Here is a 16,507-nt window from a genome sequence, read left to right as displayed (position 1 = left end):
CTCATCCAGCCCTCAGGCCTCGGCCCACCGGTTTCAGCGCACCGGGCCGGTCCGCGCGTTGAGCGCGGTCGCCAGTTGCATCGGCGCCACCTCGAACACCGCATGCGGCGTGCCGGCGGCGGCCCAGACCGTCGGGTGGGCGAGCAGGTCCTCGTCCATGTAGACCTCCATGCGGCTGGCGTGGCCGAAGGGCGGGATGCCGCCGATCGCAAAGCCGGTCAGCGCTCGCACCTCGCCGGCATCGGGGCGGATCAGGCCTTCGCCGAGCCGGGAGGTCATCGCCGGCTCATCGACGCGGTTGCGGCCGGATACCAGCAGCAGCCAGGGACTTCCTGTGGTCGCGCCGCGGTAGACCAGCGACTTGACGATCCGGTCCACGGTGGTGCCGCAGGCGCGGGCGGCATCCTCGGCCGTGCGGGTGCTCTCCGCCATCGTGCGGATCTCGATGGCGAGGCCGAGGTCAGAGGCGGCGGCCTGGACCCGGCGAGCACTTTCCGCGAGATAACCCATCTTCCGTCTCCCCCTCGCCCCATGGTTTCGGTTAATCTATCGTAAATTCATGTGCGGGTGTTGGCCGCGCTGGTCGTCCGACCGGAAATCGGCGCCGTTTTCCGGCGTCTGGCCGCACCCATTGTCGAGGGCGTCGATATGACCGAGTCGCGTAACGATCAGACGAATCCCAAGGTGCGCCGCCTGTCCGACGCCGTCCGCCGTGTGCGGATCGCCGAATCGGAGCGGATGGACGCGGTGAGCGACCTGCAGGACGCCGAGCGCGCCCGGCTCGCGGCTCTCGCCGAAGCTCTGGAACCGGTGTTCAAGGACATTCCGCTCGACGACGATTTCTTCATCTGCGAGATCGGCGGGGGCATGCAGCCGCGGCTGTGGGTCGACCCGACCAGCCACGTGGTGATCGGGCGCGACCGGCGGACCTACCGCTTCCTGAAGGACACCCGGCTCGGCCGGGTCGTGATCCGCGAGACGCCCGACCCGGAGGCGATGGCCGACGCGGTGACGGAGTATGTCGCGGAAAAGACGGTGGAGCGCGAGCAGATCCAGGAGGGCGAGCTGCTGGTGGCCCGGCTGCGGACGGTGATCGCCGGCAGCGGCGGCAGCCAGCCCGCCGCCGAAACGGCAACGGCGTCGCCTGCCACGGCGCCGGCGCCGGCCCAGGCGCTCGCGCCGGTCGGGGCGGCCGCTTCGCAGCGCGGCTACGGCGGCACCGTCCCCAACTTCCCGCCGACGGAGGATGATCACCCCCAGGGCCGGAGCCGCGGGTCGACCTTGTTCTGGATGTTGGTGGCCTTCATCCTTGGCATGCCGGCGGGGGCTTTCGCCATCCTCGCATACGCCTGGTTCCACGCCGCGCCATAAAGGGGCGAACCGCCTCAGGCTGGGAGCGTCCAGACGATCTCCTCGGTTTCTTCGAACGAGCCGCCCGGATGGAGCGCCTGACGCGCGCGCATCATCAGCTGCCAACCGCGGTTCGTGCGGTCGATCTCGAAGACGTTGAACCCCGCGCCGGGCAGGTGGCCGCCCGGCTCCTGGCTGGCGGACGGCACGCCGATCACAGGCACGGCGCCGTGCGGGCCGTCCAGTTCCAGGCGCGTGGCGAGATGCGTATGTCCGTGCAGCACGAGTTCGGCGCCCTCGGCGCGCACGGCGGCGCGCACGCGGCTGCCGCCGATCAGGCGCTTGTGCCAGTCGGTCGAGCCGCGGATCGGGGGATGGTGGATCAGCACCACGCGGAACAGGCCCTCGTGGCGGAGCGCGCGGAGCTTGTCGGCGAGCAACGTCGCCTGGCGCACCGAGACGTGGCCGGTCGCCATGAAGGGCGCGGAGGCGCGCGCGGTGGAGACACCGATGATCGCCAGGTCGCCGCGACGGCGCACGAAGGGCCAGCTCGGCGCCCCGGGATCGTGGTCGCCCTGCATGTAGGCGCGCCAGGCTTCGGTTGCCTTGGCGACGGCGCCCGGCACATAGGCGTCGTGGTTGCCGGGCACCACGCTGACGTCGGCGCCGGGCCCGATCGTCTCAAGGAAGCGGCGGGCGGGTTCCAGCTCGGCGGGCAGGGCGATGTTGACGAGGTCGCCCGTTACGGCGACATGGTCCGGTTCCTCGGCGCGCACCGCCTCGACGAGGCGCGACAGCAAGTCGCCCCGCATCGCGATGGCGCGATTGCGGTGCCAATTGATGTAGCCAAGGATGCGCTTCGACGCGAGGTCGGAGACGGAGGCTTGCGGCAGCGGGCCGAGATGCGGATCGGAGAGGTGGACGAGGCGGACCATGTGGTTTTGAGGCCTAGCCCCAAGCGGTCACGCCGACAACCCCTTCTTCACCCGATCCGCCAAAGCCTGATCAGCGGGACGCGCGCGAAAGCGCCAGCAGCGTCGCGGTGATGCGGGGGTTCGTCACGTCCACGGCGGGCATCCAGGTGAAACGGGGGCCGCGAGCGCCGAGACGGCGGAACAGGGAAAACATGATTGCCTTCTTTGGTCGGTTGGTCTGACGCGATACGACAGGCATCGCGCAACGTCCTTATACACGCGTGTAACAAGCTGAGCCATGAGCGCCCGCGCCGTCCTGCCATGCGCCTAACGCATGCGCATGTTGATGAAAGATTCAGCAGTTGGTGGGCCGGCTTGGTGGGCAGCAGCCGCGTCTGCGCTCAACGGGCCTCCGGGCGCGACCCGAACGACACGGCCAGCCTTCGTCGTGAACCGGCTGTGCGGGCACGGCTTCTCAATCCCCCGTTGATCGGCGATCCTCGTCACCCGCGTCCGTTTCTCCGTCCGTCGAGCGCCTTTCCATGAATGCCATCCTTGCGCGCGCCAAACCGCATCTGCGCCGTGTGCAATCGCTCGTCCTGCGCGTCACCAAGGGGGTGACGTTCGGCGTGCGCGGCTTCGTCACGGACGGGGAGGGCGGCATTCTCCTGGTGCGGCATTCCTACGTGCCGGGGTGGCACATCCCCGGCGGGGCGGTCGATCCCGGCGAGACCGCGATAGAGGCCGTGGCGCGCGAGCTTTCCGAAGAGGCGGCTATCGCGCCGGAGGGCGAGATGCACCTGCTCGGCCTCTACTTCAACCGCGGCATGGCCAACCGCGACCACGTCGCGGTCTATCATGTGCCTCTGTGGCGGCGGCTCGGGACTTTCCAGCCCAACCGTGAGATCCTGGAGAGCCGTTTCTTTGCGATGACGGACCTGCCGTCCGGCACCGCCGAGGGCACGCTGCGCAGGATCGCCGAGTTTCGCGGAGAAAGTGCGCCGGGGCCCTACTGGTAGAGGAAGGGACGGCCTTCCCCTTGACGAATTTCCAACTCTGCCGCACTACACTTTTCCCATGACGAAGGGACCGCACACCGCCCTGGCCGGCTTCGGCAGCTGCACTTCCTGTGGCTGAACGTGTTCGCCTGGCCGCGGCCGTCCCCGTCCTTCTCCCGCACCCGAGACACGGATGAACACGGACCGCCGGCCGCTTGCTGGTGGGTGTCGCGCGATTGCGGAACAAGGGGATAGACCGTGGGCCTGAAGCTCTACAACACGTTGACCAAGGCGAAGGAAGACTTCGCCCCGCTCGATCCGGCCCGCGTCCGGATGTACGTCTGCGGCCCCACCGTCTACGACTACGCGCACATCGGCAACGCCCGCCCGGTGATCGTCTTCGACGTGCTCTATCGCCTGCTCCGGCACCTCTACGGAGCGGATCGCGTCACCTATGTCCGCAACATCACCGACGTGGACGACAAGATCAACGCGCGGGCGGTTCGGGACTATCCCGGCGTGCCGCCGGTGGAGGCGATCCGCGAACTCACCGAAAGCACCTACGCGCAGTTCCAGAAGGACGTTGCCGACCTTGGCAACTTGGCGCCGACTGTGACGCCGCGCGCCACCGAACACATCGCGGAGATGATCGCCATCATCGAGCGGCTGATCGCCGGCGGCTTCGCCTACGCCGCGGAAGGCCACGTGCTCTTCCACGTGCCGGCCGATGCCGACTACGGCAAGCTCGCTCGCCGCTCGCTCGACGACATGATCGCCGGTGCGCGCGTCGACGTGGCGCCCTACAAGCGCGACGCGATGGACTTCGTGCTCTGGAAGCCCTCCACGCCCGACGAGCCGGGCTGGGAGAGCCCGTGGGGGCGGGGTCGTCCGGGCTGGCATATCGAGTGCTCGGCCATGGCCTGGAAGCACCTCGGCGAAACCTTCGACATCCACGGCGGCGGCATCGACCTCGTGTTCCCGCACCACGAGAACGAGATCGCGCAATCCTGCAGCGCGTTCCACACGCCGATCATGGCCAAGGTCTGGATGCACAACGGCTTCCTGCAGGTGGAAGGCGAGAAGATGTCGAAGAGCCTCGGCAACTTCGTGACGATCCGCGAGCTGCTGAACGACTGGCCGGGGGAGGTGCTCCGCTTCACCATGCTGAGGACGCACTACCGCCAGCCGATCGACTGGACGGTGCGAGGGATGGAGGAGAGCTGGCGCACGCTCGACGACTTCTTCGCCATTGCGGCCGACGCAGAACCGTCGGGGCTCGGGGCGGGCGTGTTGGAGGCCCTTGAGGACGATCTCAATACGCCGCGGGCAATCGCCGAGCTGCATGGCCTGCGCCAGGATCCGGCCGCGCTGTCGGCCTCGCTGCAGCTGCTGGGCTTCCTCGGCGAGAGCGCTCAGTCCTGGGCGTCCCGCCGTCCGGCGGCCGACGTGGACGCGGCCGCCGTGGATGCCCTCATCACCGCCCGCCTCGCCGCCCGCAAGGCCAAGGACTTCGCTGCGTCGGACCGGATCCGGGACGAACTCGCCGCGATGGGCGTTCTTCTCAAGGACGGCAAGGACCCGGCCACCGGCGAGCCGATCACCACCTGGGAGGTGAAGCGATGAACGCAAGCGATGCCCGCCTGTCCGGCGGCTGCCAGTGCGGGGCGGTGCGGTTTTCCTGCGCGGCGCCGACGCGCATCTCGATCTGCCACTGCCGCATGTGTCAGAAGGCCACCGGCGGGGTCTATGGCGCCTTCGCCAGCGTCGACACGACGGCGCTGTCCTGGACGCGCGGGGCGCGGAAGATCTTCCACTCCTCCAACGTCGCCCAACGTGGCTTCTGCGCCGACTGCGGCACGCCGCTCACCTGGGAGGGCGACGGCGAAGTCGCCATCTCCATCGCGGCCTTTGACCGTCCCGCCGACCTGAAGCCGCAGGTCCAACTGGAGTTTCACGAGCGCATCCCCTGGGTGCACGACCTCGGCGCGCTGCCCGCCCGCAACAACGCCGACTACCCGGCCGTCGACGCCTTCATGGCCTCCGTCGTCTCGCTGCAGCACCCGGACCACGATACGGACGCCTGGCCGCCGGAGGAACGGGCGGGGTAGGGCGTCCATCTGCACGTTGCCGCGTCCCGATGATCGGAACGGCTCGTGAGGCGGTGACGCTCGCTACTCCGTCCTAATCCTCGAAACGGCCCGCGGATTCGCGGTCCCGCTCGTAGTGGTGCCTCAGCGGGAACGGCGGCAGCCAGGATTCGCGGCGGATGGTCCAGCTTTCGTAGGTCGGCGTCAGCTGGTCCGGTGCGTCCAGCGCGCCGAGGCTCACCTCCACCTCGTCGCCGGTGCGGGCGAAGACCGACGAGCCGCAGACGGGACAGAAGTGCCGCCCCTTGTAATCGCGCGTCTCGCCCTCGATGGTCACTGCGTCGGCGGGAAAGATGGCGGTGGCCTGGAACAGCGCGCCGTGGTGCTTGCGGCAGTCCAGGCAGTGGCAGAGGCCGACCCGGTAGGGCGACCCCGTCGCCGCGATCCGCACCCCGCCGCACAGGCACCCGCCGGTGAGCCGATGCATGGTCCACCTCCTCCTCGAAGTTCGGCGACACTGGCGCCGGACCGACCAATCCAACCGCCCGGACGGCGAGAAGGTGCCGGCCGGTGGAGCGTTTTTTTCGCATGCTCGTTCCATTGCTGTCGATCCTGCGCTTCCCCGTTCGTCGTCAGGGCAGGGATGGCGGTATGGTCGTCCTGCCAGAGAGGAGACGAGACGATGCGTGTGATGGTTCTGGTGAAGGCGACGGCGGACAGCGAACAGGGCGTCATGCCGTCGGCCGAACTCATGGAAGCGATGGGCAAGTTCAACGAGGAGCTCGTCAACGCCGGCGTCATGCTGGCCGGCGACGGGCTGCACCCCTCGTCGAAGGGCAAGCGGGTGGCGTTCGACGGGACGAGCCGGACGGTGATCGACGGGCCCTTTGCGGAAACGCGGGAGCTAGTCGCCGGCTACTGGTTGTGGGAGGTCCGCGACATGGCCGAGGCAGTGGAGTGGGCCAAGCGCTGCCCGAACCCGATGCCCGGGCCGAGCGAGCTGGAGATCCGGCCGCTCTACGAGATGGCCGATTTCGCCGAGGTGATGTCGCCGGAGGCCGCGGAGATCTTCCAGCGTACCGAGGACAAGATGGCCGGCCGCTGAGCGGATCGGCTGCTGCCGCAAACTGGCACCATCTGGGGAGATGCTCCGACCTCATCATGGATGCGAGCGAGACCCACAGGGCTGTCGAGGCGATTTTCCGGATCGAACGGACCAGGCTGATCGCGGGCCTTGTCCGGCTTGTCCGGGACGTCGGCCGCGCCGAGGAGCTGGCGCAGGACACGCTTGTCGCGGCGCTTTCCGAGTGGCCACGCTCGGGGGTGCCGCGCAATCCCGGCGCATGGCTGATGGCGGTCGCCAAGCGGCGTGCGATCGACGGGATCCGTCGGAGCCGGATGCTGGATCGCAAGCACGCCGAGATCCTCAAGGCCCTCGAAGCGGAGGGCGAGGCGACGGTGGGGCCCGGCGACATCGAGGCGGCCATGGACGACGTGGGCGACGAGATCCTCAGCCTGATCTTCACGGCCTGCCATCCCGTGCTGGCCACGGAGGGGCGGGTCGCGTTGACGTTGCGGCTGATCGGCGGGTTGACGACCGAGGAGATCGCCCGCGCGTTCCTGGCCACTCCCCCGGCGATCGCGCAGCGGATCGTCCGGGCCAAGCGCACACTCGGGGCGGCGGGGTTGACCTTCGAGGTGCCAAGCGGGCCGGAACGGCGGCAGCGGCTCGCCTCGGTGCTGGAGGTCATCTACCTGATCTTCAACGAAGGCTACGCGGCGACCGCCGGCGAGGCCCTGATCCGGCCGGCGCTCTGCACCGAGGCGCGGCGGCTCGGGCGCATTCTCGCAGGCGTCGCGCCGGACGAGCCGGAGGTGTTCGGCCTGATCGCGCTGATGGAGATCCAGGCGTCGCGGCTGCCGGCGCGGACGGGGCCGGACGGTGCGTCGATCCCGCTCGACGAGCAGAACCGCGCCCGCTGGAACCGGCTGCTGATCCGGCGTGGCCTGGCCGCGCTGGAGCGCGCCGAGGCCTTGGGCGGCGCGGACGGACCCTATGCGCTGCAGGCGGCTCTGGCGGCCTGCCACGCCCGCGCCCCGCGGCCGGAGGATACCGACTGGCCGCGGATCGCCGGGCTCTACGACCGGCTCCGTCGGGTGATGCCGTCGCCGATCGTCGACCTCAATCGTGCGGTCGCCCATTGTATGGCGTTCGGGCCGGAAGCGGGGTTGCGGCTGGTGGACGAGATCGCCGACGCGGCAGCCCTCAGAAGCTATGCGCTGCTGCCGGCGGCCAAGGGCGACTTCCTCTTCCGCGCCGGGCGTTTCGCCGAGGCGCGGATCCACTTCGAGCGGGCGGCCAGCCTGACCCGCAACGGGCCGGAGCGGGCCTTCCTGCTCAAGCGGGCGGCCGGCTGCCGGTGAGCCGCGCGGGCCGGGCAAACGGCGGTGGTTCACGGATGGCGGACGCCGCGGATATCGTTTATGGAACGATCGACTTTCACGAGCGCCGTCCGCGACAGGGAACCGGCGCCCGCCCCCTGAAGGGATCGTGCATCTTGACCGAACGCCGCGGCTTCTACCCGCCCATCGAGCCCTATGCCACCGGCATGCTCGACGTGGGTGACGGACACACGATCTATTGGGAGCGCGTCGGCACGCCCGGCGCCAAGCCGGCGGTGTTCCTGCACGGCGGCCCAGGCGGCGGCTGCTCGCCGACGCAGCGGCGGGTGTTCGATCCGAAGCGCTACGACGTCCTCCTGTTCGACCAGCGCGGCTGCGGCCGGTCGCGCCCGCATGCGGAGCTGGAAGCCAACACCACCTGGCACCTCGTGGCCGACATGGAGAAGCTCCGGGCAATGATGGGCGTGGACACCTGGCTGGTGTTCGGCGGGTCGTGGGGCTCGACGCTGGCGCTCGCCTACGCGGAGACTCATCCGGAGCGGGTGTCGGAGCTTATTCTGCGCGGCATCTTCACGCTGCGCCGTTCGGAGCTCGACTGGTACTACCAGGTCGGCGCCTCGCTGCTCTTCCCCGACAAGTGGGACCGCTTCATCAGCCTGATTCCTGAGGACGAGCGGGGCGACCTCGTCGCCGCCTACCGCCGCCGGCTCACCTCGCCCGACCGCGCGGTCCGCGTGGAGGCCGCCAAGGCGTGGTCGATCTGGGAGGGCGAAACGATCACGCTGAAGCCCGACCGCGGGCTCTCCGCCGCCTTTTCCGACGGCGACTTCGCGCTCGCCTTCGCGCGCATCGAGAACCACTACTTCGTCCACGCCGGCTGGATGGAAGAGGGGCAACTGATCCGCGACGCCCACAAGCTGAAAGGCATTCCGGGCGTCATCGTCCAGGGCCGCTACGACATCGCCACCCCGGTGAAGACCGCCTGGGACCTGCATAAGGCCTGGCCGGAGGCGGCGTTCCACATCGTCGACGACGCCGGCCACGCCTTCAGCGAGCCGGGCATTCTGGACCAGCTGATCCGCGCCACCGACGCCTTCGCCCAGTAAGCGCCCAACCCAGACCCGAGCCTGCCATGTCCACCCCGGACCGCCTCTATCTCTACGACACCACCCTGCGCGACGGCGCCCAGACGCCGGGCATCGACTTTTCCGTGGAGGACAAGATCGCGGTGGCGCGGATGCTGGACGACCTGGGGATCGACTACCTGGAGGGTGGATACCCCGGCGCGAACCCGACCGACGACGCCTTCTTCGGGGAGAAGCGCACCCGCCGCGCGGTGTTCACCGCCTTCGGCATGACCAAGCGGCCGGGCGTCTCGGCCTCCAACGACCCAGGGCTCGCCGCGCTGATCGCCGCCAAGGCCGACGCGGTCACCTTCGTCGCCAAGACGTGGGACTACCACGTGGAGGTCGCGCTGAAGACCACGCCGGAGGAGAACCTCTCCTCCATCCGCCAGTCGGTCGCCGCCGCTCGCGAAGCCGGGCGCGAGGTGATGGTCGACTGCGAGCACTTCTTCGACGGCTACAAGGCCAATCCGGCCTATGCACTCTCCTGCGCGGAGGCGGCCTTTGCCGCCGGCGCGCGCTGGATCGTGCTTTGCGACACCAACGGCGGCACGCTGCCGAACGAGGTGGAGGCGATCGTCGGGGCGGTATCGGCCGTGGTTCCGGGCTCCAACCTCGGCATCCACGCGCACGACGACACGGGGCAGGCGGTCGCCAACTCGCTCGCCGCTGTGCGGGCGGGGGCGCGACAGATCCAGGGCACGCTCAACGGCATCGGCGAGCGCTGCGGCAACGCCAACCTCACCACGCTGATTCCGACCCTGAAACTGAAGCCGGAGTTCGCGGGGCTTTCCACGGGGATCTCCGACGAGGCGCTGCGCACGCTGACCAGCGTCAGCCGCGCCTTCGACGAACTCCTCAACCGCGCGCCGTCGCGGCACGCGCCCTATGTGGGTTCGTCGGCCTTCGCCACAAAGGCGGGGATCCACGCCTCGGCGATCATGAAGGATCCGCGCACCTACGAGCACGTCCCGCCGGAGAGCGTCGGCAACCACCGTCGCGTGCTCGTGTCCGACCAGGCTGGCCGCTCGAACCTCGTCGCCGAACTGGAGCGGCTGGGCGTCCCCTTCGACAAGGCCGACCGGCGGCTCGACAGCCTGCTTTCGGACGTCAAGGATCGGGAGGCCAAGGGCTACGCCTACGAGGCGGCGGACGCCTCGTTCGAGCTGCTCGCCCGCCGGCACCTCGGCACGGTCCCCACCTACTTCGAGGTGAAGAGCTACCGGACCATCGTGGAGCGCCGCTACAACGCGCGCGGCGAGGTCATCACCGTGTCCGAAGCGGTGGTGAAGCTGAAGATCGACGGCGAGGTGCTGATGTCGGTGGCCGAAGGCAACGGCCCGGTCAACGCGCTGGACCAGGCGCTGCGCAAGGATCTCGGCAAGTACCAGTCGGAGATCGGCAGCCTGGAGCTCACCGACTACAAGGTGCGCATCCTCAACGGCGGCACCGGCGCGGTCACGCGCGTGCTGATCGAGAGCATGGATCGCGCCACCAACCGGCGCTGGTCGACGATCGGCGTCAGCGAAAACATCGTCGACGCGTCGTTCCAGGCGTTGGTGGATTCGATCACCTACAAGCTGCTGAGGAATGGCCACGCGGGCGAGTGACCGCCCGCCCTGTCCTCAGGCGAGCTTGTCGACCACCCGGCCCATGCCTTCCGGCTTGGGGCGCGCATCCTCGCGCGGCTTGGCTTCGACGGCCTCGGCCTTCTCCTGGCGCGCCTTCTGGTCGGCGATGTTGGGCTCTTTGGGGCGAACGTCATTCACGCTCGGGGCGGTCTGCGCGGATACTTGCATTCCAGTCCTCCATCGGCCGGTGCGCGTTCTCGTGCGATCCGACCACCTGTCTTCCGGAAATCACGATAGCGCCGCAGAAGCCTCGCAGATCATGAAGATCGCTGGCGAATCCGCCGGTCCGGGCGGCTTTCGCAAGGCAGCGTTGAGGCTCGGTCACGAACTTCGGATAAATTGGAGACGATCGCCTCGGTGCTTCCCCCCATTCGCGATCCATGCGAAAGGGGAGGGATCCTCTTCGCCCTCAGGACGTTGAACGGGAGCCCATGTCCATCGTCGCCTCGATCAGGAACGCCATCCCGCCGATCCACCCGGAAGGTCACAAGTTCATCGCGATCTTCGCGGTGGCCACCTTCGTGATCGGCTGGTTCATCGATCCGCTGTTCTGGATCGGTCTTGCTCTGACGATCTGGTGTGCCCTCTTCTTCCGCGATCCGGTTCGCGTCACGCCCGTTCTGCCGGGGCTGGTGATCAGTCCGGCCGATGGGCGGGTATCCTCCATCGGCATGGCCGTACCCCCGCCGGACCTCGGCATCGGGTCCGAGCCGCGGTTGCGGATCTGCGTGTTCATGAACGTGTTCGACGTCCACGTGAACCGCGCGCCCGTCACCGGCCGGGTGTCGCGGATGGCCTACCGCGCCGGCAAGTTCCTCAACGCCGAACTAGACAAGGCGAGCGAGGACAACGAGCGCAACGGCCTGGTGTTCGAACTCGCCGACGGCCGTACGGTCGGCGTAGTCCAGATCGCCGGGCTGATCGCGCGCCGCATCGTCCCGTTCGTGCGGGAGGGCGAAACGCTGGTGGTCGGTGACCGCTTCGGCCTGATCCGCTTCGGCAGCCGTGTGGACGTCTATTTGCCCGCCGGCAGCGTCGCCCGGGTGGGCGTCGGCAGCCGCAGCGTCGCGGGCGAAACGGTTATTGCGGATCTTTCCGGCGAGGGCGCCGTTCCCGTCGTACGCATCGCCTGACGACCGGAGCCGACGGACCCATGCCAACCTTGTTTCCCTCGATCGACCCTGACGACCGCACCCCGGGCCGCAAGACACGGCGGATCAAGGCGATCCCAGTCCGTGTGATCATCCCCAACATGATCACCTTGCTGGCGCTCTGCTCCGGTCTCACCGCCATCCGCATGACGATCGAAGGGCGGTGGGAGGTCGCGGTCTATGCGGTTCTCGTCGCCGCCGTGCTCGACGGTCTGGACGGCCGCATCGCGCGCTTCCTGAAGTCCACCTCCAAGTTCGGCGCCGAGCTCGACAGCCTCAGTGACTTCGTCAGTTTCGGCGTCGCCCCTGCGATCCTGCTGTTCGGCTGGATCCTGCATGGCGTGAAGTCGTTCGGCTGGCTCGCCGCGCTGGTGTTCGCCATCGCCGCCGCGCTCCGGCTCGCCCGCTTCAACGTGGCATCGACGGAGGAGAAGCCGGACTGGCAGGCGAACTTCTTCACCGGGGTCCCGGCCCCCGCCGGCGCGCTCGCCGTGCTGTTGCCGATCTACCTGGACTTTTCCGGTATCGACGTGCCGCCCGTCACCGCGCCGGTGGTGATCGGCTATGTCATCCTGGTGGCGCTCTTGATGGTCAGCCGCATTCCGACCTTCTCCGGCAAGAAGCTCGGCAAGGTGCGGCGCGACCTGGTTCTGCCGCTGCTGGTCGGCCTCGTCGTCGTGGTCGGGCTGATCGTCAGCTTCCCCTTCGAGATGCTGTCGGCGATCACCATCGCCTACCTTGCAGCCATCCCGTTCGGATGGCGGCACTGGAACAGGCTCGCGCGGGCGCATGGCGCACGCGACGAGGAGGTTGGTTTCGACGGAGAAGATCTGATCCCGTCGGACAGTCCGGACGGGGATGCGGATCAGCGGGACCGTTCAGAACTGCGGTGAGTTCATCTCGCCGGCGACGCGGGCCCGGTCGGCCAGCGGAACGTCGGGGAAGGCGGAACGCAGCATCCGGAGGGCTTCGTTGCCCGACGTCGGACGGCCGCTGCGGAGATGATCGCGCATCTGCGTCATCAACGAGAGGTCCGAGGCGAAATCGTGTCGGGCCGCGGGATTGTCGATCAGGCGTGGATCTGCCCGCAGGGACTCGGTGGACAGCGGGCGGTCGGTCGTCGGCTTACGGAACGGCTTCACCATCCTCACCTCCTCTTCCCGCGATGGATCCCGGCGAATCCATCGTCACGCCATCATGGTTAACAAGTCATAAACGCGATTGGTTTCCAAGCCGCGTCAAGGCCCACTTAGGGTTTATTCCTGATGGCATAGTACAACGCTGAACTTTCAATTGTGTTCACGTCGGCCGCACGACAAGTTCGCGGCCTCCTTCCCCCGCCGCCGTCATGGTGCGCTTGCGCGGACCATGTCGGGGAGGGAAGGGGCCCCGTTGCCACCCGGAACAATGGCTGGACACAGGGCGCGGCTTGGCCTGTCGAGACAAGAACCGGATCCGCCGTTCCTTCGTAGGAACAATTGAATCGGATCGGACGTTGCAGCAACAGTGGCCCCGCCCGACCCTGGAAGGCACCGATGCGCCAGCCCTTGCTTCGTCTCCTCGCTCTCAACGGTCTGGCCGGCGCGACGGCCGGCGTCGTGGTCGTGACCGGTCTGCTCGGCTTCGACGTGGGCGGGATCGGGCGTCTGGTCGCTGCCAGCGACAATCCTGCCCTGCCGATCGGCATGATGACCTTCGGCTTCATCATCACGCTCGCCAGTGTCGCCATGGGAACCGCCATCATGCGGATCGGCTCCGACGACGACGACCAGCCGGCAGGCGGCAGAGGCGTGCCAATCCCCATCCCGGTCCGCGTGGACCCACGGCGCTGAGGGTTTGGCTGCGCACATGTCCGCCCCGGACGCGGGCGGTTCTGCGTATTTCCGTTCCAGCTTCTTCCATGCCGCCTCCCTTGTCGGTGCTGCTGTCCCGTGATAAACGCACTGGCCTCCTGAGGGGATAACTTTTCATGTCGGTCAGAGCGGACCTGCGACGACGAATTCGGCCGAGCGGCTTCGACCCGCTCCGTGCCCTCGCGTCCGCTCGCCTGCGCTGACCCATCGGCAGCCGGCAGGTTCCGAGGCGGAGACGCGGGCTTTATCCACGCTTCTCTTCGCTGAACAGGCCGCCATGACTGCGATGATGTCCGTCGACACTCTTCACGCCCCCGCTTCGCCGCTCCTCTTGGACGGCGTCCACTTCCGCTCCGAAAATCCCGCCGACACCGACCGGATCGAGGCGATCCACGAGGTCACGTTCGGTCCGGGGCGATTCGCCCGCACCGCCTTCCGCCTTCGGGAGGGAACGCCGCACGATCCCCTGCTCAGCCTGGTCGCCGAGGCCGGGGGGGAGCTGGTCGGCTCGGTTCGGCTGACGCCGATCCTGATCGGGGAAACGCCGGCGCTGCTGCTCGGGCCGCTGGCCGTGCGGCCGGAGCTCAAGAACCTGGGGGTCGGCAAGGCGCTGATGCGCCGGTCGATGGAGGCTGCGCGGCAGCACGGCCACCGGCTTGTCCTCCTGGTCGGCGACCTGCCGTACTATTGGCCGTTTGGCTTCAGGGTGGCTAAGGCTGGTGCGATCGAGATGCCCGGTCCGGTGGATCCGACCCGGCTGCTCGTCGCCGAGCTGATCGCGGGGGCGTCGGACGGGGTGGGCGGCGCTGCACGCGCGGCTCGCTGACCAGCGGGGTTCGGCGGCTACGTAGCCCCGGTTCCGCTCGAAAAACGCGACTACATCAACACGAAAAAGCGCACGACGAAGCGGGGGAGGGGATCAGTGCCCCTCTCGCCACCAGGTTGCACCCAGCGCGGCCAGGAACAGGGCGAGTCCAAGGAAGCCGGCGAGCAGCCGGGTGCGCTCGATTCCGGTCACCTCGTAGGCGTCGGAGACGTCGAGACCGAGCCAGCCCGGCCCGCCAAAGCTGCTCCCGCCGCGTCCTGGAACGATGCGCGGGATGGTCACGGCCTCGTCCGCCGCCTCCTTCAGGCGCTGCACCGTTCCTCCCGTCGCGTCGGCGATCGGTTGCAGGACCTCGGTGGTGGAAAGCAGCGAGCGGTACTCCTTCGGATCGGTCGGTCCGACATGCGCCAGCGCGGTCAGCGTGCCGTCGGTCGCCCGGTAAAGGCCGAGCGGGGCGTCGTCGATGCGGCTGCGGAACAGGCCGTTCTCGGCGCGATCGAGCGTCAACTGGCGGCTTTCTCCCGTTGGGAGCGTCACGGTGACGGGCTCGACGGCTTCCTCGAGGGTCTGGCGCTCGACGATCAGGTCGCCGTTCTCGGCCTGCATGCGGAGCGCCTCCTCCTCCAGGTCGGGCTCCTTCATCAGCCAATGCGCCAACCGGCGGAGCAGCGGAACGTGCGGGCCGCCGCCTTCGAAATTGCGGGCCCACAACCAGACCTGATCGCTGAGTAGCATCGCGACGCGGCCCTCGCCCTCCCGCGACAGCACCAGGAGGGGCTTCTCGTCCGGCCCGTTCATCACCGTTTCGCCGCGCTCGGCGACGGCGTCGATCAGGCGGAACCAGCGGGACCAGGCCGGAGGGGAGGCCTCGGCGCCGGGCAGATCGCGGGTCACCGGATGACGCTCGCCCAGGTTGCTGACAGCAGCCTTGAAGGGCACTTCCAGCGTCTCGCCGGTCGGCCGGGCCGGCAAGGTCGGCGCCAGCGGGGTATCGTATACGCTATCCCCGTCGTCAGGATCGGGACCAGCGGCGATCAGAACAGCGCCGCCATCTGCAACATAGCGGGCGATATTGTCGAAGTAGATCAGCGGAAGGACGCCGCGGCGCTGGTATCGATCGAAAATGATGAGGTCGAATTCATCGATCTTGGTGGCGAACAACTCGCGGGTAGGGAATGCGATCAGCGACAGTTCATTGATCGGTGTGCCGTCCTGCTTTTCCGGCGGGCGGAGAATGGTGAAGTGGACGAGGTCCACCGAGGCGTCCGACTTCAACAGGTTGCGCCAGGTCCGCTCTCCGGCATGGGGTTCGCCGGAGACGAGTAGCACCCGGAGGTTCTCGCGGATTCCCTCGATGACGGCGACGGTCCGGTTGTTCACCGGGGAGAGTTCGCCGTCGATGACCGGGGTCTCGATCTCGAAGATGTTCTGTCCGCCGTGGGCGATCTGGACGTCGATCGAGACTTCCTGGCCGGGGAGCACATCCAGGCGGACCATCTCTTCGCCGTCGCGCTTGACCACAACCTCGACCGTCACGCCCTGGGGCGCCTTGCCCTGGTCGTCCACCTTGAAGCGGACCACCTGGGTGCTGTCGACAAGGCCGAACTTCGGCGCCGAGACGACCTGAACGCGGCGGTCCATCTCGTCCTCGTGGCCGGTGATCAGGGCGTGAACCGGGGCGGAAAAGCCGAGTTTGCCCTTGTCGGCGGGCACGTCGTGCACTTCGCCGTCGGTCACCGCGATGACGCCCGCGATGCGGTCGGGCGGGACGTCGGAGAGGGCGCGGGACACGTCGGCAAACAACTGGGTGCCATCTCCGGTTGTCTCGCGGGCACTTTCCACGACGCGGACGTCGATGTTCGGGAGTTTGGAGAGGCGCTCGGTCAGTCCCGCCACGGCGGCGCTGGTGTCGTCGGTTCGGGTTTCGACACTCTGGGACGCGGAGCGGTCGGCGACCACCGCGACAACGCTCTCCAGCGGCGCGCGCTGTTCGCGGACCAGCGAGGGATCGGCGAGCGCGCCGAGAAGCGCCAGGAACACCAGGCCGCGCAGGATCGTGCCGCGGATCCGCCGGGTCGCGCCGAAACCCACCAGGGCCAGGGCGACGACCGCCGCGGCGACGATCAGCCACCAGGGGACGAACGGGTCGAAGGCGAGGGACCAGGCCAAA

Annotated in this window: 19 protein-coding genes; 12 read left to right on the top strand and 7 right to left on the bottom strand. The window is 68.4% G+C overall.

All coding sequences use genetic code 11. From position 1 onward, the window contains the following. Positions 1-33: 33 nt before the first annotated feature. Positions 34-510: a YbaK/EbsC family protein gene (locus HZ321_RS12075; protein ID WP_181702589.1), complete on the bottom strand. Its 477-nt coding sequence runs from the start codon at positions 508-510 to the stop codon at positions 34-36. Positions 511-648: 138 nt separating this feature from the next. Here HZ321_RS12075 and HZ321_RS12070 point away from each other — a divergent pair, with 138 nt between their 5' ends. Next, positions 649-1,371 carry a hypothetical protein gene (locus tag HZ321_RS12070; RefSeq protein ID WP_181702588.1) on the top strand — a complete coding sequence of 241 codons (723 nt, stop codon included), beginning with the start codon at positions 649-651 and terminating at the stop codon, positions 1,369-1,371. Positions 1,372-1,385: 14 nt separating this feature from the next. Here the strand turns inward: HZ321_RS12070 and HZ321_RS12065 are convergent, their stop codons facing one another. Both HZ321_RS12065 and HZ321_RS21840 read right to left on the bottom strand, forming a co-directional pair. Then, positions 1,386-2,285 (bottom strand): metallophosphoesterase family protein, encoded by a 900-nt coding sequence (locus tag HZ321_RS12065; RefSeq protein ID WP_181702587.1) that lies wholly within the window; start codon positions 2,283-2,285, stop codon positions 1,386-1,388. A 70-nt stretch (positions 2,286-2,355) separates the two neighbouring features. Beyond that, positions 2,356-2,478, bottom strand: coding sequence for a hypothetical protein (locus HZ321_RS21840; RefSeq protein ID WP_280514482.1), 123 nt, complete (start codon positions 2,476-2,478; stop codon positions 2,356-2,358). Positions 2,479-2,806: 328 nt separating this feature from the next. Here HZ321_RS21840 and HZ321_RS12060 point away from each other — a divergent pair, with 328 nt between their 5' ends. The 3 genes from HZ321_RS12060 (at position 2,807) to HZ321_RS12050 (ending at position 5,370) form a co-directional block, all read left to right on the top strand. After that, a complete protein-coding gene (locus HZ321_RS12060; protein WP_181702586.1) occupies positions 2,807-3,283 on the top strand; it encodes an NUDIX domain-containing protein in 477 nt (158 codons plus the stop codon). A gap of 237 nt (positions 3,284-3,520) precedes the next feature. After that, the gene (gene cysS, locus HZ321_RS12055) at positions 3,521-4,885 is read left to right on the top strand and encodes a cysteine--tRNA ligase (protein ID WP_181702585.1); all 1,365 of its coding nucleotides are present in this window, start codon (positions 3,521-3,523) and stop codon (positions 4,883-4,885) included. Beyond that, positions 4,882-5,370, top strand: coding sequence for a GFA family protein (locus HZ321_RS12050; protein WP_181702584.1), 489 nt, complete (start codon positions 4,882-4,884; stop codon positions 5,368-5,370). The genes cysS and HZ321_RS12050 overlap by 4 nt, the downstream gene beginning before the upstream one ends. A gap of 73 nt (positions 5,371-5,443) precedes the next feature. Here the strand turns inward: HZ321_RS12050 and HZ321_RS12045 are convergent, their stop codons facing one another. Further along, complete coding sequence (locus HZ321_RS12045; protein ID WP_181702583.1) at positions 5,444-5,836, bottom strand: GFA family protein; 393 nt, start codon at positions 5,834-5,836, stop codon at positions 5,444-5,446. A 195-nt stretch (positions 5,837-6,031) separates the two neighbouring features. Between HZ321_RS12045 and HZ321_RS12040 the strand changes: the two genes are divergently transcribed. From HZ321_RS12040 to cimA, 4 genes are all read left to right on the top strand, one after another. Continuing rightward, on the top strand, positions 6,032-6,454 hold the full coding sequence (locus HZ321_RS12040) for a YciI family protein (RefSeq protein WP_181702582.1): 423 nt from the start codon (positions 6,032-6,034) through the stop codon (positions 6,452-6,454). 56 nt (positions 6,455-6,510) lie between these two features. Beyond that, on the top strand, positions 6,511-7,773 hold the full coding sequence (locus HZ321_RS12035) for an RNA polymerase sigma factor (protein ID WP_181702581.1): 1,263 nt from the start codon (positions 6,511-6,513) through the stop codon (positions 7,771-7,773). A 134-nt stretch (positions 7,774-7,907) separates the two neighbouring features. Next, the gene (gene pip / locus HZ321_RS12030; RefSeq protein ID WP_206682774.1) at positions 7,908-8,858 is read left to right on the top strand and encodes a prolyl aminopeptidase; all 951 of its coding nucleotides are present in this window, start codon (positions 7,908-7,910) and stop codon (positions 8,856-8,858) included. A gap of 26 nt (positions 8,859-8,884) precedes the next feature. Then, a complete protein-coding gene (gene cimA, locus HZ321_RS12025; protein WP_181702579.1) occupies positions 8,885-10,486 on the top strand; it encodes a citramalate synthase in 1,602 nt (533 codons plus the stop codon). Between the two features lie 15 nt (positions 10,487-10,501). Here cimA and HZ321_RS12020 read toward each other — a convergent pair whose 3' ends face one another. After that, on the bottom strand, positions 10,502-10,675 hold the full coding sequence (locus HZ321_RS12020; protein ID WP_181702578.1) for a hypothetical protein: 174 nt from the start codon (positions 10,673-10,675) through the stop codon (positions 10,502-10,504). A gap of 212 nt (positions 10,676-10,887) precedes the next feature. Here HZ321_RS12020 and HZ321_RS12015 point away from each other — a divergent pair, with 212 nt between their 5' ends. Together HZ321_RS12015 and pssA are read left to right on the top strand one after the other, a co-directional pair. Continuing rightward, entirely contained in the window at positions 10,888-11,640 is a 753-nt protein-coding gene (locus HZ321_RS12015; RefSeq protein WP_181702577.1) for a phosphatidylserine decarboxylase, read from the top strand. A 20-nt stretch (positions 11,641-11,660) separates the two neighbouring features. Further along, complete coding sequence (gene pssA, locus HZ321_RS12010) at positions 11,661-12,551, top strand: CDP-diacylglycerol--serine O-phosphatidyltransferase (RefSeq protein WP_181702576.1); 891 nt, start codon at positions 11,661-11,663, stop codon at positions 12,549-12,551. Here pssA and HZ321_RS12005 read toward each other — a convergent pair. Beyond that, positions 12,537-12,803 carry a hypothetical protein gene (locus HZ321_RS12005; protein ID WP_181702575.1) on the bottom strand — a complete coding sequence of 89 codons (267 nt, stop codon included), beginning with the start codon at positions 12,801-12,803 and terminating at the stop codon, positions 12,537-12,539. The two genes, pssA and HZ321_RS12005, sit on opposite strands and share 15 nt — an antisense overlap. 390 nt (positions 12,804-13,193) lie before the next feature. Here HZ321_RS12005 and HZ321_RS12000 point away from each other — a divergent pair, with 390 nt between their 5' ends. Beyond that, positions 13,194-13,490 (top strand): hypothetical protein, encoded by a 297-nt coding sequence (locus HZ321_RS12000; protein ID WP_181702574.1) that lies wholly within the window; start codon positions 13,194-13,196, stop codon positions 13,488-13,490. Positions 13,491-13,797: 307 nt separating this feature from the next. After that, positions 13,798-14,337, top strand: coding sequence for a GNAT family N-acetyltransferase (locus tag HZ321_RS11995; protein WP_425305395.1), 540 nt, complete (start codon positions 13,798-13,800; stop codon positions 14,335-14,337). Positions 14,338-14,430: 93 nt separating this feature from the next. Here the strand turns inward: HZ321_RS11995 and HZ321_RS11990 are convergent, their stop codons facing one another. Continuing rightward, positions 14,431-16,506 carry a hypothetical protein gene (locus HZ321_RS11990; protein WP_181702573.1) on the bottom strand — a complete coding sequence of 692 codons (2,076 nt, stop codon included), beginning with the start codon at positions 16,504-16,506 and terminating at the stop codon, positions 14,431-14,433. Between the last annotated feature and the right edge of the window lies 1 nt (position 16,507).

It is taken from the genome of Chthonobacter albigriseus (assembly GCF_013839445.1).
GTDB classification, from domain to species: domain Bacteria; phylum Pseudomonadota; class Alphaproteobacteria; order Rhizobiales; family Pleomorphomonadaceae; genus Chthonobacter; species Chthonobacter albigriseus.
This window is presented reverse-complemented; position numbering and strand designations above follow the sequence as displayed.